The organism is Paenarthrobacter sp. NPDC089322 (assembly GCF_040684895.1).
GTDB lineage: Bacteria > Actinomycetota > Actinomycetes > Actinomycetales > Micrococcaceae > Arthrobacter.
This window is the reverse complement of record NZ_JBFBGW010000017.1, coordinates 73922-93355: the sequence shown is the minus strand read 5'-3', so window position 1 is coordinate 93355 and position 19434 is coordinate 73922. Positions and strand designations below refer to the sequence as shown.

The following is a 19434-nucleotide window of genomic DNA, read 5'->3' as shown; positions in this document are numbered from 1 at the left end:
CAGAAAGCTTAGCCGTGAAGCGGAGAGTCGTTGCCGCCGTCGGGCTTTGGCGCCTGGAACGACTCCTGGCTGCTGACGCCCTGGGCGTGCGGGGCAACAGAGTCCAGTGGCTCGTCCAAGCGGGCCTTCTTGGCCTCCTCCTGGGCTTCGCGTTCAGCCTTCTCGGCGCGCGATTCCACTGGAGGAATGGTCTGCACGGGACGGGACTCCTTGGATAGCCAGATCTCACGGAAATCGCGCTTGCGGACATCACGGAAAATGTCTGCGATCTCGGCCTGGTTCAAGGTTTCGCGTTCCAGCAGCTCCAGGGCCAGGCGGTCCAGGATGTCGCGGTTTTCGGTAAGGATGGCGTAAGCCTCGTCATGTGCCTGGTCAATGAGCCGGCGCACTTCCTCGTCCACCACGTAGGCGATCTGGTCCGAGAAGTTGCGCTCCTGTGCGGCGTCGCGGCCCAGGAACGGCTCGCCGCCACCTTGGCCAAGCTTCACGGCACCGACGCGCTCACTCATGCCGTACTGGGTGACCATCTTGCGGGCCGTGGACGTTGCCTTTTCGATGTCGTTCGAGGCACCGGTGGAGGGATCGTGGAACACGATTTCTTCAGCAACGCGCCCACCCATGGCGTACGCCATCTGGTCGAGCAGTTCATTGCGGGTAACCGAGTACTTGTCATCCTCGGGAACCACCATGGTGTAGCCGAGTGCGCGGCCACGCGGCAGGATGGTGATCTTGGTGACCGGTGCGGAGTTCCGCAAAGCCGCTGCCACCAGGGCGTGGCCACCCTCGTGGTACGCCGTGATCTTGCGTTCCAGTTCCTTCATGACCCGGCTGCGCTTCTGCGGCCCGGCCATCACGCGGTCGATGGCCTCATCCAACGCACGGTCATCGATGAGGTTGGCGTTGGAACGGGCGGTCAGAAGGGCGGCCTCGTTGAGGACGTTGGCGAGGTCGGCGCCGGTGTAGCCGGGAGTCTTCTTGGCAACAGCCTTCAAGTCGATGCCCTGTGCCATCGGCTTGCCCTTGGAGTGGACGTTGAGGATCTGCTCACGGCCCTGCAGGTCGGGAGCTTCCACGGTGACCTGGCGGTCGAAACGTCCCGGGCGGAGCAGCGCGGGGTCCAGCACATCCGGACGGTTGGTGGCGGCGATCAGGATGACGTTGGTCTTGACGTCGAAGCCGTCCATTTCCACGAGCAGCTGGTTCAGGGTCTGCTCGCGTTCATCGTTACCGCCGCCGATACCGGCGCCACGGTGACGGCCCACGGCATCGATTTCATCGACGAAGATGATGGCCGGGGAGCTCGCCTTGGCCTGTTCAAAGAGGTCACGGACACGGGAAGCACCCACACCGACGAACATCTCAACGAAGTCGGAACCGGAGATCGAGAAGAAGGGAACGCCGGCTTCGCCTGCCACGGCACGGGCCAGCAGGGTCTTACCGGTCCCTGGAGGGCCGTACAGCAGCACACCCTTGGGGATCTTGGCGCCTACAGCCTGGAACTTTGCCGGTTCCTGGAGGAATTCCTTGATTTCCTGGAGCTCTTCAACGGCTTCGTCAGCACCGGCAACGTCAGCGAAGGTGACCTGGGGCATGTCCTTGTTGACCAGCTTGGCCTTGGACTTGCCGAACTGCATCACCTTGGAGCCGCCGCCCTGCATACGGGACAGGAGGAACCAGAACAGCACACCGAGCAGCAGCACCGGGATGAGCAGGGAGAACAGGCCGGAGAACCAGTTGTTCTCGATCGGCTGGTCAGTGAAGCCCTTGTCCGGGTTTGCGTTGGTGACGGCCTTGACAACATCGGGGCCACGGTCCGTGACGTAGAAGAACTGGACGTTCTTGCCCTTGTCCTGGCCGTCAATGTTCAGGTTGTCCTTGAGCACCAGGTCAACGCGGTTCTCGGCGTCGAAAATCTTTGCCTGCTCCACCTTGCCGCTCTGGGCAAGGAGCTCCAGGCCGTCCTTGGTGTCAATGCGCGTCGAACCGCCCGGAGCCAGGGTTGCGAATGCCACCAGGAGCAAGCCAACGACGACAACAATCCAGATGCCCGGACCTTTGAAGAAACTCTTAGCTTTCATCTGATCGGGGTTGCGCCCCGTCCCTCCTGGTAGTGCTGCAAGGCGCAACTTCTGCGCGCAAGTGGTGCTGCTTCAGTTTCTAGCTATACACCGTTCCCAGTAATTCACGCACTGGAAAGCTCAAAAGTTCCCTCTGGGCGTACACAGGATACTCGCCTATGACCGGCTAAAACAGAGCACTGGGCCCCGGTTTTTGTAATCCCCGCAGCGGCTCCAAACACTGACTCCGGGCGCGCCCTTAAGCGCAAACGCCGCACCCGTTCCCGCCGTCCGCAGCCATAATTACCGGGCGGAAGGTGGGAAGCGGTGCGGCAGCGCTGCGAATGAAACGCTTACTCGTAAACGTGCGGGGCCAGGGTGCCCACGAAGTCCAGGTTGCGGTACTTCTCGGCGTAATCCAGGCCGTAACCAACCACGAACTCGTTGGGGATGTCGTAGCCCACGTATTTGACGTCGATCTCAACCTTGGCTGCCGTCGGCTTGCGGAAGGCGGTGCAGATCTCCACGCTGGCAGTGCCCCGGGACTCGAGGTTGGACTTGAGCCAGGACAGGGTCAGCCCGGAGTCGATGATGTCCTCGACAATCAGGACGTCCTTGCCCATGAGGTCGGTGTCGAGGTCCTTGAGGATGCGGACGACGCCCGAGGACTGCGTGCCCGAGCCGTAGGACGAAACAGCCATCCAGTCCATGCTGACGTGGCTGTGAAGTGCGCGTGCCAGGTCCGCCATGACCATGACGGCACCCTTCAGGACGCCAACGATCAGCAGTTCGCGGCCCTCGTAGTCCTTGTCGATCTGCGCCGCCAGTTCAGCGATGCGGGATTGGATCTGCTCTTTGGTGTAAAGAACGTGCTTGAGATCTGCCTGGACGTCGTTTGAATCCACCAATGGCTCCTGTTTTGATGCTCGGGTGCGGCTACTGTTGGGACGATTTCTGATGCCGGAATACTAGCTTCCCACAGCGCACAGCCTCACGGGGACCGGCCGAAGCTGAATCACCCGTCCCGACGACCGCCGCGGCGGCTCGTTCCTGCTCCAAATCGCTGAGGGACAACCGGTACACACTGACATGGCCGGGAAGTTCAACCGGGCCGGCCGAACCCTGGCGGCGGAGCAATGCTTCCGCGGCCTGCAGCCGCCCGTAGCCGGGTTGTTGACCTCCGACGTCGGCAGCCGCCTTCGCGATGACGCGGAACCGGAGCGCTGCGGGAAGGTCCCGGACGGCGTCCTCCGGCAACCATGCACCATCATCCGTCCGCTGCACGAGGGAGCCGTACGTTTGGTCCGCGAGGTCCTCGAGGAAATCCGCGTCCTGTTGAAGAATCGCCGCCGTGCGCGCCAACGATTCGGCAACTCCCGGGCCCAGCTTTTCCTCGAGCACGGGCATGACCTCCACCCGTGTCCTGGAGCGGGCGAACGCAGGGTCAGCGTTGCTCGGATCGTGCCAGGGTTCCAGTTCCTCGGCGTCGCAGATTTCCAGGGTCTCCATGCGGCGCAGGCCAAGGAAAGGGCGGAGCAGGCGGCCTCGGGCGGGCCGCATGCCTGCCAACGACCGGGTACCCGAGCCGCGGGCCAAGCCAAGGAGAACCTGCTCGGCTTGGTCGTCCAGGGTGTGCCCCAGCAGGATGACATTGCAGCCGTGTGCGTCTGCGGCCGCTTCAAGGGCAGCGTGGCGGGCGTCCCTGGCAGCGGCTTCAGGCCCGAAGCCCGTGGATGACACCTCAACAGTGCGAACCTCTACCGGGGAAAGCCCCAGTTCGCGCAGAACAGAGGCGGTCCGGGAAGCTACCTCCGCCGAGCCGGGCTGCAGTTGGTGATCCACGATCGCTGCGGCAACAGAGACTGGATGCCCATCTACGTGCCCCCGGCGTGCAAAGTAGGCAGCAACTGCAGCCAAGGCCAGAGAGTCCGGCCCGCCGCTGCAGGCAACGAGGATCCGCGCCGGATAACCAGCAGCTGCCAAGGCGTTCTCCAAGTGCTTCCGCGCCTTGCCGACGACCGGCGCCAAACGACCAGGTCGTCGTCGACCCTTAACGACAGCGCGGGCAGCAGCGTCCCCCTCCGAAAAGTCGCTGACGGCACCGGAAGGAACGCTCAAAGCCCCATCCGCTCAAGCCACAGCTTGGAGTTGTGAATTTCTTCTTCGGTGGGAAGGTTTTCGGCGGCATCCCAGACCCTGTTGAAGCCCTCCATGCCACCAACCGCCACGACTTCGCGGACGAACTTGGCGCCGTCCGTGTACTGGCGCATCTTGGCGTCCAGGCCCAGGAGGTTCCGGATGAACTTCTCGATGATGCCGCGATCCTTGCCGCGATCGTTGAAGCGTTGGCGGATGGTCTTCACGGACGGGACGATGCTCGAATCCACTGCATCCATCACCACGTTGGCATGGCCTTCCAGGAGGCTCATCACCGCAGTCAGATGCGAAATGGATGCCTTCTCCTCCGGGTCCTGCAGGAGATCGAGGATGGCACCGCGACCAGGCACATTGCCGGAGGCGGAACGGTCGCGCAGGGACTTGGCCACCGCACTGGCCCGCTCAACCAAGGTGTCCATGTTGCCGAGCAGGTGACCGCTGAGCTTCTCGATCTCGTCCAGCATGTGGTGACGAAGCCACGGTGCGGCGGCGAACTGCACACGGTGCGTCTGCTCATGAAGGCACACCCACAGCCGGAAGTCATCCGGGTGCACGTTCAGTTCGCGTTCCACGGAGATGATGTTGGGCGCCACAAGAAGGAGCCGTCCGCCCGGCGGAACATGCGCTTCCGGTGCGAGGGCCGCAAACGGATCGTACTGGCCCAGGACTTTGCTGGACAGGAACGCGAGGATGGCGCCCAGTTGGCTGCCGGTGATGGCCCCGCCGGCGGCAGCCGCTGCAGGCGTCATGGAAAGAGTGCTCCGGCTCTCCACCATCTGCTTCAGCGCGGGCCCGAGCATCACGGAGAAACTCTGCGTGTTGGCCTTGGACCACGAGGCCCGGTCCACGACGAGCACGTGGGAATCCCGCAGGTCCCTGGCGGCATCGAGGCCGGTGATGTCGTGGACGTGCGGAACGGAGATATCCGCGTTGAAGCGCAGGTTCTCCACCGCCTTGCCGATTTCCCCGGCGCTCAGCGCCGGACCGGGAGGGGCAAGCCGGGCAGCCGTAGCGGCGGCCAGGTCCCAATTGATCAGGGACGGGGCCCCTGCTGACGAATCTCGGGCAGATGACACCATACGGTCCATCACACCACACCCCGCTGACATTGGGGCCTTAAGTTCGCTCCGCGCTGAGCTTTAGCCGCGGCACCCGCAGGACGCCAGCACCGACGCCGACCGGTCCATGGCAACCTTGTTTCCCGCAGCGCCCGGTTGCAGCCCGTTCCCGATGAAAGAGAAGACGAGTAACCGTCCGTCAGCGTCCACAACATACCCGCTCAGGGCGATGACCGTGTTGAGCGTGCCCGTCTTGGCCCGCACCAACCCAGCGCCCTCAGCAGTGCCGGCGTCGACGTACCTGTCGTCCAGGGTGCCCGTCAGGCCTGCCACCGGAAAACCGTCAAGCGCTGTCCGAAGGGCAAGGTCCGGACCGCTCGTGATGGCACGGACCACCTCCGCGAACTGCTTGGCGCTGACCTGGTTTTCCAGCGCGAGCCCGGAAACGTCGGCCAACTGCATCGAATCCGTGGCGATGCCCAACTCCCCCAGCCTTTGCCGCACGGCCGCAGTGGCGCCGTCGTACGTCGCCTCACCGCCGGACGCAACGGCGGTCATCCGCCCGAGTGCTTCCGCCAGGAAATTGTCCGAGGACTCCAGCATCAGGTCCACCTGCTCCGCCACCGTTGCTGAATCCGCACTGGCCAACACGTTGGTGGGGATGCCTTTGCCACGTTCGACGCCGGGACTCACCTGGACGCCGGCAGCCGCCAGTTGCCCGGCGAACGCCTGGGCGGTGGTGACGGCCGAATCCTGCGGCCGCGGGCCAGTGGTGACGGAGGGTGAGTAGCGTCCGGAATTCAGCGCCAAGGAGAACAAGGGCGCGGTCTCGCCCGCGGCGACGTCGTCCGGGCTCCACGCCGGATTCAGGGGCGCGCCGCTAAAGAGGGAATCATCCACCTGCACATTGATGGGTCCTTTGACGCCCGCTGAGGTTAGCGCTGCAGCGGTGTCCAAGGCCAAGGACCCCAGCCCGGCACGGCCCATGACGGCCGAGGAATCGGAGGCGCCCGCGCCGAGCAGCACGTCCCCGCCGCCGGTCAGGACCACGGTTGAAGGATCCTCCGATGCGAGCACTCGCGTGGTGAAACGGGACTCGGGCCCCATCGCTTTCAAGGCGGCGACGGCGGTCAGCAGCTTCATGTTCGACGCCGGGATCCGGTTGGCGTCGGCTTCGCGGTCGAAAAGGACCTCGCCGGTGGAGGCATCCATGACGACGCCCGTAATGCTCCCCGTGCCGTCCGGCTTGAGGGTTTCGTTCAAGAGCCGGGCCAACTCAGCAGGTACGGGCAACGGAGCATCGTCACCCAACGGAAGCACGCTGTTGACGTCCGAAAGTTGGCTGGGTCCTTGCTGCCACGCGGGCGGAGGGGGCACGGACTTGGGCCCGTTAAGAAGTCCCGGAACCATCCCCGCCACCACGATCGCTCCAACACAAAGAAGGACACCGGCCAAGAGCAACGGCCACTTCAAGCGCCGCCACACCGTGGATACCCACCTGCGGGCATCCCCGTCTTTAACGCCCTTCATGAAGGTTGCTTGGTCCTGTCAGTCCTCAAATGTCCCCGCCGGTTCAAGAAACCCGGGCCTCTCCCTATATCCTCAATAGTAGTCGGCGGCGTCGGCTGTACTTCCGCATGCCGCCAGCCCCGGGCTGAGCAGCCTGCCCAGGGGCCGTCATCAGTGACGGCCGCCGCTTCGGCGGAGCAACGCCCCACCCACACCCGTCAAGGAGCATCCATGAAGCACGACGTGACCATCGAGATCCCTAAGGGATCGCGCGTCAAGTACGAAGTTGACCACGAAACCGGCCGTGTCCGCCTGGACCGCGTCCTGTTCACTTCCATGCAGTACCCCACGCACTACGGGTTCTTCGAGAACACCCTGGGCGAAGATGGCGACCCCTTGGACGCACTGGTGCTCCTGCAGGACTTCGACCTCCACCCGGGCGTCATCGTTGAGTCCCGCCCCATCGGCGTGTTCAACATGACCGACGACGGCGGCGGAGATGCCAAGGTCCTCTGTGTTCCGGCCGACGCCCGCTTTGACCACATCAAGGAAGTCAGCGATGTCAGCGAATTCCTGATCAAGGAGATCGAGCACTTCTTCACCCGCTACAAGGACCTCGAGCCCGGCAAGTGGGTCAAGGCCGAAGGCTGGGGCGACCGTGCCGCTGCCGAAGCCGAACTGGAAGCATCCATCAAGCGCTTCTCGGCCGAAGGCCACTGATTCTTCCCCAACTGAGTCGCAATTGTGCGCGTTCTGGAGGCCCAAAACGTGCTTAACTGCGACTCAGTTGGGTCACGACGGCGGGTGGTGCGGTTCCGTACGGGACGGCACCACCCGCCGTCGTACTTTAAGCGGAAGTTTTTCACATGGGCATGTCTCCCCATCGCGGCGCTTGCGGGGTCAGCCTAGGCTGGGACGAGACTTTTCGATGCACACAGGGGGTTCCATATGGCTGGGTTCTACGGCGCGGACATCGCGCAGCTCCGCAGTCTTGCAGGCGTGATGGGCAAAGCTGCCGATGCCATCAACTTGCAGAGCATGCAGCTGTCCAACGCCATTAATTCCACGACTGCGTGGCAGGGCCGGGACGCCTCCATGTTCAAGAGCGACTGGAACAGCCAGCACAGGCAGAGCCTGGTCAAGGCAGCCAACATGCTCCGGGAAAACGCCAGCGAGCTGAAGAAGCACGCAAACCAGCAGGAGTTCGCGAGCCACAATGATGGCTCCGGCACGTCGGTTGGCGTATTGAAAGACGTCTACGACACCGGTTTGGGCGTCAAGGACCTCGCTGCGCAACTATGGACAGCCTACAAGTACGGCAAGCTGGGGCACGCGGAATGGGTCAAAACGCGCGAAGTCCTGACCAACTGGCGCGCCGGCGGAACGGTAATCCGGGATGCCCTCACCGCACTGCGCAACGGGGAAAAGGTCACGGACGTCCTCACGGACCTCAAGGCAAACATTCCGTACAGCCAGGCCTTCCAGGATGCGAGCAAGTTCTCCAAGGGCCTGCGGATCGCCGGCGCCTTGGCGGCGCCGCTGAACATCGTGGGCGGGATCAGCGACATGATCAACCCTGAGCACGACGGCTGGCGTGGCACGGGAGACCGCATCGCCGGTGGCCTTTCCGTGGTGGGCGGCGTGGGCAGCATCATGCTCATGACCGCCGGCGGCGCCGCCCTCCTTGGCCCCATCGGCGCCCCGATCGTGATCGGCGCAGGCATCGTTGCCGGCGCTTGGGCGTTGGGCAACCTTGTGGCCGACAACTGGGATTCCATCTCCAACTTTGCCCGCAATCCGGGCAGCTACATTGCCGATGGCGCAAGGGAGGTAGGCAACTTCGCCAAGGACGTAGGCAGTAAGGTGGCAGACGGGGTCAGTGATGCCGCCAAGTCAGTCGGAAACTTTGTCGGAGGGATATTCGGATGACCACCAGCACCATGAAATGGACCCAGCGGGACATTGAGGCGGCCGCGAAGGTACTCGCCAAGGCCAGCGCAACGGGCGCAGCACTCCCCACATTGACGGACGAAGAAGTGGTTGCCCTGGACGGCGTCCAGCACGAGCAGCTCGTGGCATTGCCCTGGTTGTCCACCCAGGACGCCAGCAAGGACCTCATGTGCGCCGTTGCCCTGCGTGGGCTGCTGGCGAAGGAACTTGTGTACCCCGTGATTTTCGAGGGCGAGACAGAGCCGAGCCGGCTGCACGCTACGGAAGAGATCACCGGCGCCCTGACACTTCGCCGGAGCGGCAGCAGCGTGGTCTCCGTGGAACGCACCGTATCCACGGGCAAGCGATGGCTTTATGGCTACGTTCACGACGAAGGCGTTCTGCTGGAAGAAGTGGACGAAGGCGGTCTGCACGGCTTCACGGTTATCACCCGTGAACAACTGGTCCACCGCCTCGCGGAATTCGTGGACCCGAACAAGTCCGCCACGCGCGACACGGATCCCACGGAGTACACCGAGGCAGAATTCGAACAGCACGCGGCAACAACCTTGGCCGACACCCAGGCTGCCAGCAACGTAGTGGCGTTCAATGCCGACACCAACCACTTCCCCACGGTCACCGTGTACACCGGCCCGTCCGGCGTCCACGTACTGACCCCCCGCGTGGAGGGCTCCCCGGAGGGCATGGATTCACCGGAGCAAGGCGGGTCTGTCAGGCTGGAGTTGAAGGAGACGTCCGCTGTCGGTCTCGCCGGAGTCCTCGCTGGACTCGCAGGCTTGGCCTGACACTTCCCCGGACAGAATCACCAAGCCGCCATACCGCCGTCGAGCTGAAAGCCCCTCATGAGCACATCGAAGTCCCAAACCGCCACCGGCCTGGTTGATGCCGCCAACGGCAGGGCAGTCCGTCGGCACACCGATACCGGCGCCTACTTCGTCAAGGCGTCCGGCGCTGCCCACTTCTGGGGGCGGGTGTTGGACGCGATCGTGTTCCTCGCCGGGTATTCAGTCCTGGCAGTGGTGCTGGCCGTCGTCCGCGAGTCCATGCTGAACAGCGGCTCGGCGCTGGCCTACAACAACGGCCTGTGGGTAGCGCTGTACGTCATCCTCTGGTTCGTGGGGCTCTTCGCTTACGGCATGATCTGGGGCAGCGTTGGCAGCGTTGGGGACGCCGCGGCAGGAATGCGCTCGGTCAGGATCAAGGACGGCACGACGGCGGGTGCTTGGCTTGGCGGCTGGCGTGCCATCTGCTGGTCCTTCTTCCCGTTCTTCGTCGTGATGGTCATTGCCTCAGCCCTAAGTGGCGGCTCGGGCGACACTTGGGATCCGAAGTTTGCTGCAATGGACCGCCGATCCGGCACGGCGCAGGGCAAGCAGCCCATCCCCGATCCCAAGGCCACGGCCGCCCGGCAAGCAGCTGAAGCCGAAGGGCAAAACCTGCCCAACCTCTATGGCCAGCGTCCGGATGCGCGGCCGTAACTGGCTCGTCAGGAGCTCTGAACGGCGACTGGGACCCGAGCTCGGTGAATTGCGGTTCATCGCACCCTCCCGCCACATTTACTGGAAGGCACTCGTTCCCTGCCTGGCGGTTGGTTTCGTCTTCGGGACGGTCGCTGAGTTCGTCACCCCGATCCGTTCCACACGGGAACCGGCATACTTCTCCGACCCCCTCCTGTTCGTCGTGGCCAGCACACTGACAGGCCTGCTGCTGTGGGCGATGACGTTGCTGGGAAGCTTCCGGAAACTGCTCATCTTTGAGGGTGGGGTGGTCGTCCGCTACTCACAGCCGCGAACGACGTTGGTGGCACGCTGGGCGGAGATCGCGCCAGGTTCCATCAAGGCTGTAACCACCCCGGACAACACTGACCCGGATCGTCGACTGGTGGCCCGGAGCAAGATGTCCCTTGGGGCCGGGGGCCGGAACGCGGTGGTTTTCAAGGTCCGCGATGATTTCTGGGTCTTCGCCTCCCACCATGATCCGGCGGATCTGGTGGGCGCCGTCCAACAAGCCATGGAGTACTCAGGGGTCCCGGGCGCCCGGCAGGTTTCTGCCGCCGCGCTGCCCGCTGTCGTCCTCAGCAGCTCGATGGCGCTTGACTAAGTAACAGTAGAAAAAGCCCTTGCCGAGCCGCTACCAGCCGGTAGCATGTGATCCACTATGTTCACGCTGACCATCAACCAACGCGACAGTCGCCGCGACGGCGACCTCGTGCCCAAGCTCCTGAAGGACCTGCGGCACATTCCGGCGCGGCTGGATTTCGACCGTTCGGTGGAGGATGAGGTCCAGGGCATCGTGGAGTCCGGCCACCAAGCTGTGGAGTCCGCCCTGATCGCGCTCCGCACCGGCCAGTGGTACGTGGGAATCGGCGCCGGGCCCATCAATGAACCCCTGCCCAACCTGGTCAAAGACGCGTCGGGGCACGGTTTGGTGTACGCGAGGCGTGCGGTGGATCGCCTTCGCAACGGGAAGGAACGGATCCCCGTTGCCGTGGACGGCCCCTTCACAGCCTTGGCAGCGGAAGCCGAGGCAGTGCTCCGACTCCTCGGCCACATCGTCCAGCATCGCAGCGCGGCAGAGTGGCGCGTCCTTGACCTGCTCACGCCGGGTGTCCGTGGCCAGCAAAGGGCGGTCGCGCAGGAACTGGGAATTACCACCCAGGCAGTCAGCAAGGCCCTGGCGCGTGCGCAGTGGGCTGAGGAGCATGCCGCCCGCCCGGCAGCTGCCCGCTTGCTTCAGATGATCCTGGAAGTCCGCTAACCCGCGCCCGCACGCAACTGAGTCGCAGTTGTTGCCGTTCTGACGGGTCAAAACGGCATCAACTGCGACTCAGTTGGGCAAACTTTCAGGAACTACTGATTGCCGAGGTTGTCCTTGGCGGTCGTCGCGCGATCCTGGACATCGGCTGCAGCGGCCTGGCCCTCGTCCTTGACGTTGGCTGCGGCCTCCGTGGCGCTTTCCTTGACGTTCTGGACAGCGTCCTGTGCAGGTTCCTTGAGGTGCTCGGCCACTTCCTTGGCCGCGTGGCTCAGTTCCTCCGTCAGCGGCTGGGCTGCTTCCTTCACGGCCTGGGCAGCTTCGCGCTCCTTGTCCGACGGCGGGATCAGCGCCGAAACGAGCAAGCCTGCACCGAATGCGATAAGTCCGGCAGCGATAGGGCTTCCCTGGGCTTTGCGGGTAATCGCCTGGGGTGCGTCCCCGATATCAGAAACAACACCGGAAACGGCATCCTGGGCGCTGTGCGCAGCGTGGCCGGCCCGATACTGGACGTCGTCCCGGGCACCGAACACGGCAGTCTTGATCCTGTCTACCCTCCGGTTGACGATGTGCGAGGGGGTGACCTTGTCCGCTACGGCATCAACATTGGTACTGAGCCGCCGGCGAGTTTCTTCGATGCCGGCGCGCAGGGCGTCGGGGTTCTGCGTCATCGTGTCTCCTCAGTATTCGGTTTGAAGGTTGGAGGTATTTCCTTGACTGTCTCGGCCGTGCGGGGCAGGCCTTTGATGGTGTTGAGTTCCTTGCGTCCCACGGTGGCAAGGACCGCCGCGACGATGCCCCAGATGACGGCCACCACTACGGCGGACCATCCCAGGCCAATGAGTTGGCCGAGGGCCCACCACAGTGCGAGGGACAGGAACAGCATGGTGAGATGGCCGGCCCAAGCGGCACCGGCGAGCATGCCGGCGCCCTTCCCGGCCTTTGTGGCGGACTCCTTGAGTTCTACCTTGGCCAGCTCAACTTCCTGGCGCATCAACGTGGAAACGTCGCGGGAGAGGTCGCTCAGCAACTCGCCAAGGGGTACGGATTCCGCTTTCGCATGGGCTTCGGTGGGAGGCAGGTCGGCGGGACTACTCATCGTGGACCCCCGTACTCAGGGTTATCCGGGTCCAAAGGTCCTGCGAGCGGGTCGCCCTGGGACTTGACGCCGCCGGCTTCCGTCTCGGGGTAGGGGACGGTGGAGCCTTCGAGGCCACCCGTGGTGCCGGCACCGTATCCGGTGGTGGTGGCAGCGCCATACCCGGCGGCAGTTCCGTACCCTGCGGTGGTGGTCTGCGGCCCGGGCAGATCAACGGCCGGCGGAGTGACTGCAGCACCCCGCGAGGTGGGGTAGTACTCAGCGCGTGGTGCGGCCGTGGTCGTGGTGGTTGACGCATCGGCGGAGGCGGCATCTGCCATTCCCCTGCCGAGCCTTCCAGCGAGGACACCCGCACCGGCGGCGATCAGGAGGAACGCACCCGGCTTACGGCGTGCGAAGCCCTTGACCTCATCCAGGAGCGAACCCGGGTCCCGGTTCTCCAGCCAATTGGCTATGGAGGAGGAACGCTGGGCGGCCTGCTGGACCAGGTCGGAGGCAACTCCACCCTGGTTGGAGGCATTAGCCATGGTGGACAGTTCGTCGGAAATGGACCGCAGGCCCTCGGCAACGCGCTGCTGCTGGGTTGCGGCCTGGTCCGTCAATTCCCCCTTGGTCTGGTGAAGCAGTTGGCGCGCGTTCAGCTTGACCTCTTGAGCCACATGCGAGGCCTCGGTCTTGGCTGTATCCACGACACCACCAGCGGCATCGCGTGCTGCACCAGCAACGCCCGCGGCTTCTTGCTTGGCGGTTTCGACCTTGCCCGATGACTCGGTGCTGCCGGTGGTGCCGGCGGCGGTGGTTTCGGTTTCGACCGGCGCGTCGAGGTAGCTTCCGGAATAAGGCTCGGTCCCTGCAGGGACTCCAGTTCGTGGCGCCGCGAAGCTTCCGTCCTGCGGCGATTGGCTCTCAGTCATTGTCGCTCTCTTTCCACAGTTGGCAGGCTGCGGACAGCAGCCGGGATAGTAAGGATCGTTACTATCAATGGGTGTGTACCCGCTTGTCCGGGCTTCAATCACACTCAATAAAAAAGTCTGTTTACCGTTCAGCCAGTCCCGAGCTGCGCTCGACAGCCGGCAGGTGACCTGCCTACGTTGGATCAATGAGCCACAAGCCCCTAAGGCGGCGGCTGATCCCCGCGCTTCGAAAAACCGTGACGCCCCACCGACTCCTCTTCGCCGCGAAAACTGCGGTTGCCGCGGGCCTGGCGTGGTACCTGGCACCCTTCATGCCCGGACCAGCCGCGTCCTACCCCTACTATGCACCCCTTGGGGTCCTGGTCAGCATGCACCCCACGGTGGCCGACTCCGCCAAACACGGGCTGCAAAGCCTCCTTGGGCTGACTCTGGGGATCGGCATGGCATTCGCCGTGACCACGGTCGCGGCGCCCACGGCGTTGGCAGTGGCAGTAGTGGTGGGACTGGGAGTGGTGATCGGGGGCCTTCCCCGCTTGGGCACGGCCTCGGAGTGGATTCCCATGGCCGCCCTGTTCGTCCTGGTCCTCGGCGACTCCAACGCCCAAGGTTTCTCGTTCGCTTATGTCCTCCAGATGGCCATGGGCGTTGCCGTAGGGTTCGCCGTCAACTGGCTGGTATTTCCGCCGCTGCACCTCGAAGGAATCGATCCCGCCCTCGCCGGACACCAGCGCGCCCTTTCACGCCAACTCACGGACATGGCCCGCGCCATGGAGGAATCCTGGCCGCCCAACCATGAGGCGTGGGCAAGCCGCAGCGGCGAACTGTCAGCAACCGCGGCAGCCGTGCGGGCAGCCGTTCACGAAGCGGAACTAAGCGCCAAAGCGAATCCGCGGTCCCGGCGTCGTGCTTCCCGCCTGCCGAGTGATTTGGCCGGGCTGCGAACGGTGGAACGGCTGACCTTCCACGTCCAGGACATCACCGATGTCCTGGCGAGTGTGATCTGGGAGGAAAACGCCGGAACGGTGATCCCGGACAGCGTGTTGGAGAACCTTTCCGAAGCGCTTGAGTCGGCGGCCGGCATGATCGATCAATGGCGCACCGGCGACGCCGGCGAATTGAAGAACCGCTTGGCCGACGCACGGGAGAGCGTGGCGGCGCTCGGAGATGCCGTGACGGAGGCTGCTGCCGGCCAGGCCTCCGTCAACGCAGCAGCCTCAGTGGCCATGAGCCTGCGCCGGATGATCACCGCGGTCTCCACTGCGGAATAGGCTACGAGCGAGGCGTCAGCGGAGGAGACGCCTCGCGCCCCTTTCCGGCACCCAGCCCGTCCAGGATTTCCGTCAGGGCTTCGATCGAGGACCGCCGCGGCATCCACCCCAACAACTCGTGCGCCCTGCTGGTGTCCATGATGGGCGCGCCGGCCGCCATGTCCACCCAACCTGCGTCGGTCGCCTGCAGCCGCAGTCGCCAGGAGACGTCGACGACGGCGCGCAGCACCGGAAGCGGCAACGGCAGCTGCCGCCGGGCCTTGAAAATCCACGCCAGCGCGTTGGGATCCAGGACGGGTTCGGCGGCTAAGTTGAACGCACCTTCCGCCCGCCGGTCCAGGACCCGCCAGTACGCATCGGCAACGTCGTCGGAGTGGACTGCCTGAAAGACGAGTTCCTTGGGGATCGGGAGCACCGGCAGCATGGGTTTGGCGGGAATGAGTCGTGGGATGACCCGTCCAAGGAAGTACCGCCCTACCTCGCTGCCGGCCTCGCCGCTGAAAATCAGGGCAGGACGCAGGCGGGCCACCACGATCTCCGGGTTTTCCTTGGCGAAGCTATCCAGAAGCCGTTCCTGTGCCGCCTTGTCCACGCTGTAGTGGGAACCCTTGATACCTCCGGCCGGCCATCCTTCCTTGGTCCGCTGTTCCTTGGGCGCCGGCGAATAGGCGCCGACGGAGGATGCGCACACGACTTGGCCCACTCCGGCTTTCTTGGCTGCCCCGAGGACGTGCGCGGTGCCTGCGACGTTGGTGCGACGCAGCAGTTCACGGTTGTGGTTCGGTTGGATCTGCCAGGCCAGGTGCACCACGGCATCCGCTCCGTCAACGGCTTTTTCCAAGGTTTCGCGGTCCTTGTAATCGCCGACGTCCAGGCTGTGCCACTGGACCCCGTTATAGGGGGCTGCGTCCTTGTCCGGTTCCCGGCGGGATATGCCCACGAGGTCCAAGTCGGCGCCCTCTTCCGAACGGGCACGCTGGAGTCGCTTCAGGAGTGCTGTGCCGGCGTTACCTGTCCCGCCGGTGATGACAATGCGCATGGGATCTCCTCGGTTGCTTTCAACCGTCTAGGTTTGCGGGCTATCGCCTGTGGAGCGGATGCGTTCCAGCACGGCGGTGGTGGAGTGTTCGGGCACGTAGTCCAGGATGGTCACGATGCCGCCGCAGCGTTCCACCGCTTCCGTTTCCGCCAGCATTTCCGGCGTGTAGTCGCCACCCTTTGCGTACACGTCGGGCTTGAGGAGCTCGATCAGCGGGATGGGCGTTGGCGTATCAAACACCGTGACATGGTCCACGCAGCTGAGTGCGGCAATGACGGCGGCGCGGTCCGCTTCATGGTTGACCGGACGGTCCGGCCCCTTGAGCTGCCGCACGGAAGAATCACTGTTGAGCGCCACCACCAGCACATCGCCCAGTTGCTTGGCCTGGTTGAGGTAGCGGGTATGGCCGCGGTGCAGGACGTCGAAGCAGCCATTGGTCAGGACGATCCTGCGGCCTTCCCTGCGGTGCGCCTCCACCTGCCGGGCCAGCTCATCGGCTGTGAGCGCGGTATCCGCGAATCCACCCAGGTGCCGCGCGAGCTCTTCCGTGCTGCATACCGACGTGCCGGGCCTGTGGACCACCACATCCGCCGCAGCCTGCGCCAGGTCCACGCTGGTGGTCAGGGGCAGCCCTGCCGCGCGGGCCAGGGTCAACGCCGCTACGAAGGTATCGCCGGCACCCGAGGCCTGCTTCTCCGTCTCGGGACGTGCCCAGGTCCTGTGCGACGGGGGCCGTTGCCCGGTTCCGCTGGAACGCAGCGTCAGCGTCCCCTCCCGGTCCAGGGTTACGACGACGGCGGCCGCACCGGAAGCGCGAAGGATCTGGTCTGCGTGCGCTTCCACGAAGGGGCACCGTGCGGCTCCGCCGGGGAACTCCGTACCAAGCAGGGTGGCGGCTTCCTGGGCGTTGGGGGTGGCGAGGTCGGGTTTGAGTTCAGCCCAGCGCGCAGGGTGGTGGGCGTCCACCACCACCAGGGTGCCCTGTCCTGCGCGGCCGGACTGTCCATCCCGGCCGGACTGTCCATCCCGGCCGGACTGTCCTGCGCTGCCGGGCTGTTCCGAAACTCCAAGCTGCCCGTCGGGACCGAGCGCATCAAGCACGGCCGCACGCACAGGCCCATCCAGGGCACCGGCTTCGTAATCGCACAGCACCACGGCATCCGCGCCGGCCACAGCGCCAGGGATGGAACGGGCCAGTTCTTGAAGACCTGCGGCAGGCACCTCGGAAGCGGCGTCGTCCAGGCGAAGCATCACCTGGCCCCCGCTGATGACGCGGAACTTGGTGGTGGTGAGCATGTCCGGATGCGGCACGACCCCGGCAATATCCACCCCGGCGGCGGCAAGCCGGCCGGTGAGCTCCTCACCCGCGGAATCCTTACCTACGAGCGAAACGAACCTGACGTCCGCTCCGAGGGCAGCGAGGTTCATCGCCGTATTTGCAGCACCGCCCGGGGCGAACTCGCGGCGTTGTACCTGGACCACGGGGGCGGGCGCTTCACGGCAGAAGCGTTCAATCAGCCCATCCCACCAGCCGTCCAGAATTGCATCGCCGATGACTGTTACCACGGGGCGTTCCTCGGCCAAGCGGCGGGGCAGCCATTCGGCCAAACCTTCTTGATTGGATAGGCGTGCCATTGGGTACCTTCCGGTAGAGGCGGCATGTTCCTGTTCCCCTCAGGTACCCCACTGCCCGCGCTTCACACGCGGGGCCCGGGAGTTTTCCACCACGATGAAGGGATGTACTCATGGTCGTTCCCCCACCTTCCGCCATAGGTTCCGGCTTGGGCGTTGGCCCGCTCTTGGAGAAGTATCCGGACGTGGAGCGCATCGCCGTCCTGCGCGGGGGCGGCTTGGGGGACCTGATCTACACATACCCCGCGCTTTATGCTCTGAAGGCGGCTTACCCGGACGCCACGGTCACGCTTCTTGGCACACCCATCCACGCGGCACTTGCGGCGGCAACAGACGGGCCGGTGGACACAGTAGAGATCCTCCCGTTCGCCGAAGGGGTGCGCGACGCCGGCGCCGGGGATACGGAAGACCCGGACGCAACGGAAGACTTCTTCACCGCGATGAAGGAGCAAAGGTTCGACCTCGCACTGCAAATGCACGGCGGAGGACGCTACTCGAACCCCTTCCTGCTCCGCCTTGGCGCTTTGCACACGGTAGGCACGCGGACCAGGGACGCACAAGCGCTGGAACGGAACCTGGATTACATCTACTACCAGAACGAGCCGGACCGCTGGCTTGAGGTGGTTGGCCTGGCCGGTGCCCCCACCATCATCGCTCCACCTTTGCGGCCACGCGCCGAACACCAACAAAACATCAGCGGATTAAGGGATGCAACCCGTGGTTCGCTCCTTGTGGTCCACCCGGGTGCCACCGATCCGCGAAGGCGCTGGCCGGCGTCGTACTTTGCAGAAGCGGCGGCGGGCGCCGCCCTGGAAGGTGCCCAGGTGCTTGTAGTGGGAGACCGTTCCGAGAAGGCGCTGGCCCAGGACGTGGCCGAACTTGCCTCCAAGCAACTGAGCGGCGGGGACAGGGAGGCCGTTCGGTCGGTCGCCGGCGAGTTGGATCTTGGGGACCTTGCCGCGCTGCTGGACTCGGCCACCGTCATGCTGGCCAGTGACAGTGGCCCACGCCATTTGGCACAGGCGTTGGGGACGCCGACGGTGGGGATCTTCTGGGTGGGCAACGTATTCAACGCGGGACCGCGTGGACGCAGCATGCACCGCATCCACATGTCCTGGGTAACGCAGTGCCCACGCTGCGGGGCCGATGTCACCCAGGTTGGTTGGACGGCCCCGCACTGCGGCCACGACGACACCCTCATCAGGGGCATCGCCGTGGCCGACGTTGTTCAGGACGTGCTGGACCTTACGGCCACGAGCCTTCTTCTGCGGGGCAAATGAGCAGTTCGCGGACCTCGCTGCCGAACGGTTGCGAGAGCGCGAACACCACGGCCGAGGCCACGTTGGCGGGATCGTTGAGCTTGGAGTCGTCCTGCGGCTTGTACTGCTCATCGCGGTCGTCGAAGAAGTGCGTCTTCATGCCGCCGGGGATGATGGTGGTCACGCCGATAACTCCCCCGGTTTCCGCGGCCAACGCGCGGCTGAACCCGATCACGCCGAACTTGGAAGCACAGTACGCGGTGGCGTCCGGCAGGGCGCGCAGGCCCAGCGTTGACGCGATGGTGATGGCGCGGCCACGGGATTCCTTGAGGTACGGCAGTGCTGCGCGCACGGTGGATACGGTGCCAAGGAGGTTCACCCCGATCACCTTCTCCCACTCCTCCGCCGGGACGTCGGCCAACTTGCCGCAGCGGTCGATGCCCGCGGCGGTCACCACCCCGTCCAGCCCGCCGAGGCTCTCCGCAGCCTCCTTGACGGCGGCTTCAACGGATTCACGGTTGGCAACATCCACTTCGAACGCTTTGGCTCGGGAGACGTTGCTGATGTTCCGGTCAAAGACCACCGGTGTGCCACCGGCGTTGCTGATGGCTTCCACGATCGCGGCGCCAAGGCCGGAGCCGCCTCCGGTGACGATGACGCGGCCAGGTGTTTGCGTGTTCATGCGTTTCCTTTCGTTGGTCGTTTCTTAGCTGGAGCAGATTCTTTCCTGGAGCAGGT

The 19434-nt window shown here is 64.6% G+C and carries 19 protein-coding genes; 8 read left to right on the top strand and 11 right to left on the bottom strand.

All coding sequences use genetic code 11. The annotated features are described in order from the left end of the window. Positions 1 to 8: 8 nt before the first annotated feature. From ftsH to dacB, 5 genes are all read right to left on the bottom strand, one after another. A complete protein-coding gene (gene ftsH, locus AB0N65_RS16085) occupies positions 9 to 2078 on the bottom strand; it encodes an ATP-dependent zinc metalloprotease FtsH (RefSeq protein WP_364163649.1) in 2070 nt (689 codons plus the stop codon). Positions 2079 to 2410: 332 nt separating this feature from the next. After that, entirely contained in the window at positions 2411 to 2962 is a 552-nt protein-coding gene (gene hpt / locus AB0N65_RS16080; protein WP_364163646.1) for a hypoxanthine phosphoribosyltransferase, read from the bottom strand. Between the two features lie 31 nt (positions 2963 to 2993). Further along, a complete protein-coding gene (gene tilS, locus AB0N65_RS16075) occupies positions 2994 to 4052 on the bottom strand; it encodes a tRNA lysidine(34) synthetase TilS (protein ID WP_364163690.1) in 1059 nt (352 codons plus the stop codon). Between the two features lie 119 nt (positions 4053 to 4171). Beyond that, entirely contained in the window at positions 4172 to 5293 is a 1122-nt protein-coding gene (locus AB0N65_RS16070) for a zinc-dependent metalloprotease (protein WP_364163643.1), read from the bottom strand. Between the two features lie 60 nt (positions 5294 to 5353). Beyond that, a complete protein-coding gene (gene dacB, locus AB0N65_RS16065; protein ID WP_364163641.1) occupies positions 5354 to 6802 on the bottom strand; it encodes a D-alanyl-D-alanine carboxypeptidase/D-alanyl-D-alanine-endopeptidase in 1449 nt (482 codons plus the stop codon). Between the two features lie 210 nt (positions 6803 to 7012). On the opposite strand from dacB, the gene AB0N65_RS16060 reads away from it, so the two are divergent. The 6 genes from AB0N65_RS16060 to AB0N65_RS16035 all read left to right on the top strand — a co-directional run bounded on the left by AB0N65_RS16060 (position 7013) and on the right by AB0N65_RS16035 (position 11488). After that, the gene (locus tag AB0N65_RS16060) at positions 7013 to 7501 is read left to right on the top strand and encodes an inorganic diphosphatase (RefSeq protein WP_364163638.1); all 489 of its coding nucleotides are present in this window, start codon (positions 7013 to 7015) and stop codon (positions 7499 to 7501) included. 228 nt (positions 7502 to 7729) lie between these two features. After that, complete coding sequence (locus AB0N65_RS16055) at positions 7730 to 8710, top strand: hypothetical protein (protein ID WP_364163635.1); 981 nt, start codon at positions 7730 to 7732, stop codon at positions 8708 to 8710. Beyond that, entirely contained in the window at positions 8707 to 9516 is an 810-nt protein-coding gene (locus AB0N65_RS16050) for a hypothetical protein (RefSeq protein WP_364163632.1), read from the top strand. The genes AB0N65_RS16055 and AB0N65_RS16050 overlap by 4 nt, the downstream gene beginning before the upstream one ends. A gap of 57 nt (positions 9517 to 9573) precedes the next feature. Continuing rightward, a complete protein-coding gene (locus AB0N65_RS16045; protein WP_364163629.1) occupies positions 9574 to 10209 on the top strand; it encodes a hypothetical protein in 636 nt (211 codons plus the stop codon). Beyond that, entirely contained in the window at positions 10181 to 10831 is a 651-nt protein-coding gene (locus AB0N65_RS16040; protein ID WP_364163626.1) for a hypothetical protein, read from the top strand. Before AB0N65_RS16045 ends, AB0N65_RS16040 begins: the two co-directional genes overlap by 29 nt. Positions 10832 to 10888: 57 nt before the next feature. Then, the gene (locus tag AB0N65_RS16035) at positions 10889 to 11488 is read left to right on the top strand and encodes a hypothetical protein (protein ID WP_364163623.1); all 600 of its coding nucleotides are present in this window, start codon (positions 10889 to 10891) and stop codon (positions 11486 to 11488) included. A gap of 92 nt (positions 11489 to 11580) precedes the next feature. Here AB0N65_RS16035 and AB0N65_RS16030 read toward each other — a convergent pair whose 3' ends face one another. The 3 genes from AB0N65_RS16030 to AB0N65_RS16020 are packed head-to-tail and all read right to left on the bottom strand — an operon-like array spanning position 11581 to position 13498. Continuing rightward, positions 11581 to 12156 carry a DUF3618 domain-containing protein gene (locus AB0N65_RS16030; RefSeq protein ID WP_364163620.1) on the bottom strand — a complete coding sequence of 192 codons (576 nt, stop codon included), beginning with the start codon at positions 12154 to 12156 and terminating at the stop codon, positions 11581 to 11583. Next, positions 12153 to 12584, bottom strand: a complete 432-nt coding sequence (locus tag AB0N65_RS16025; protein WP_364163617.1) for a phage holin family protein — start codon at positions 12582 to 12584, stop codon at positions 12153 to 12155. The genes AB0N65_RS16030 and AB0N65_RS16025 overlap by 4 nt, the downstream gene beginning before the upstream one ends. After that, a complete protein-coding gene (locus AB0N65_RS16020; RefSeq protein ID WP_364163615.1) occupies positions 12581 to 13498 on the bottom strand; it encodes a hypothetical protein in 918 nt (305 codons plus the stop codon). The genes AB0N65_RS16025 and AB0N65_RS16020 overlap by 4 nt, the downstream gene beginning before the upstream one ends. Positions 13499 to 13683: 185 nt before the next feature. On the opposite strand from AB0N65_RS16020, the gene AB0N65_RS16015 reads away from it, so the two are divergent. After that, entirely contained in the window at positions 13684 to 14766 is a 1083-nt protein-coding gene (locus AB0N65_RS16015; protein WP_364163612.1) for an aromatic acid exporter family protein, read from the top strand. Position 14767: 1 nt separating this feature from the next. Here AB0N65_RS16015 and AB0N65_RS16010 read toward each other — a convergent pair whose 3' ends face one another. Continuing rightward, entirely contained in the window at positions 14768 to 15805 is a 1038-nt protein-coding gene (locus tag AB0N65_RS16010) for an NAD-dependent epimerase/dehydratase family protein (RefSeq protein ID WP_364163609.1), read from the bottom strand. A gap of 27 nt (positions 15806 to 15832) precedes the next feature. After that, entirely contained in the window at positions 15833 to 17440 is a 1608-nt protein-coding gene (rfaE2, locus tag AB0N65_RS16005) for a D-glycero-beta-D-manno-heptose 1-phosphate adenylyltransferase (protein WP_364163606.1), read from the bottom strand. 110 nt (positions 17441 to 17550) lie between these two features. Here rfaE2 and AB0N65_RS16000 point away from each other — a divergent pair, with 110 nt between their 5' ends. Next, complete coding sequence (locus tag AB0N65_RS16000) at positions 17551 to 18717, top strand: glycosyltransferase family 9 protein (RefSeq protein ID WP_364163603.1); 1167 nt, start codon at positions 17551 to 17553, stop codon at positions 18715 to 18717. Here the strand turns inward: AB0N65_RS16000 and AB0N65_RS15995 are convergent. Then, positions 18683 to 19378, bottom strand: a complete 696-nt coding sequence (locus tag AB0N65_RS15995) for an SDR family oxidoreductase (protein WP_364163600.1) — start codon at positions 19376 to 19378, stop codon at positions 18683 to 18685. The genes AB0N65_RS16000 and AB0N65_RS15995 overlap by 35 nt on opposite strands. Positions 19379 to 19434 lie beyond the last annotated feature (56 nt).

What these genes read in the sequence shown, in the direction of transcription:
- ftsH (WP_364163649.1), bottom strand. Translation starts at nt 2,078, where the DNA reads ATGAAAGCTAAGAGTTTCTTCAAAGGTCCGGGCATCTGGATTGTTGTC.
- AB0N65_RS16070 (WP_364163643.1), bottom strand. Translation starts at nt 5,293, where the DNA reads ATGGTGTCATCTGCCCGAGATTCGTCAGCAGGGGCCCCGTCCCTGATC.
- dacB (WP_364163641.1), bottom strand. Translation starts at nt 6,802, where the DNA reads ATGAAGGGCGTTAAAGACGGGGATGCCCGCAGGTGGGTATCCACGGTG.
- AB0N65_RS16060 (WP_364163638.1), top strand. Translation starts at nt 7,013, where the DNA reads ATGAAGCACGACGTGACCATCGAGATCCCTAAGGGATCGCGCGTCAAG.
- AB0N65_RS16055 (WP_364163635.1), top strand. Translation starts at nt 7,730, where the DNA reads ATGGCTGGGTTCTACGGCGCGGACATCGCGCAGCTCCGCAGTCTTGCA.
- AB0N65_RS16050 (WP_364163632.1), top strand. Translation starts at nt 8,707, where the DNA reads ATGACCACCAGCACCATGAAATGGACCCAGCGGGACATTGAGGCGGCC.
- AB0N65_RS16045 (WP_364163629.1), top strand. Translation starts at nt 9,574, where the DNA reads ATGAGCACATCGAAGTCCCAAACCGCCACCGGCCTGGTTGATGCCGCC.
- AB0N65_RS16040 (WP_364163626.1), top strand. Translation starts at nt 10,181, where the DNA reads ATGGCCAGCGTCCGGATGCGCGGCCGTAACTGGCTCGTCAGGAGCTCT.
- AB0N65_RS16035 (WP_364163623.1), top strand. Translation starts at nt 10,889, where the DNA reads ATGTTCACGCTGACCATCAACCAACGCGACAGTCGCCGCGACGGCGAC.
- AB0N65_RS16030 (WP_364163620.1), bottom strand. Translation starts at nt 12,156, where the DNA reads ATGACGCAGAACCCCGACGCCCTGCGCGCCGGCATCGAAGAAACTCGC.
- AB0N65_RS16025 (WP_364163617.1), bottom strand. Translation starts at nt 12,584, where the DNA reads ATGAGTAGTCCCGCCGACCTGCCTCCCACCGAAGCCCATGCGAAAGCG.
- AB0N65_RS16020 (WP_364163615.1), bottom strand. Translation starts at nt 13,498, where the DNA reads ATGACTGAGAGCCAATCGCCGCAGGACGGAAGCTTCGCGGCGCCACGA.
- AB0N65_RS16015 (WP_364163612.1), top strand. Translation starts at nt 13,684, where the DNA reads ATGAGCCACAAGCCCCTAAGGCGGCGGCTGATCCCCGCGCTTCGAAAA.
- AB0N65_RS16010 (WP_364163609.1), bottom strand. Translation starts at nt 15,805, where the DNA reads ATGCGCATTGTCATCACCGGCGGGACAGGTAACGCCGGCACAGCACTC.
- rfaE2 (WP_364163606.1), bottom strand. Translation starts at nt 17,440, where the DNA reads ATGGCACGCCTATCCAATCAAGAAGGTTTGGCCGAATGGCTGCCCCGC.
- AB0N65_RS16000 (WP_364163603.1), top strand. Translation starts at nt 17,551, where the DNA reads ATGGTCGTTCCCCCACCTTCCGCCATAGGTTCCGGCTTGGGCGTTGGC.
- AB0N65_RS15995 (WP_364163600.1), bottom strand. Translation starts at nt 19,378, where the DNA reads ATGAACACGCAAACACCTGGCCGCGTCATCGTCACCGGAGGCGGCTCC.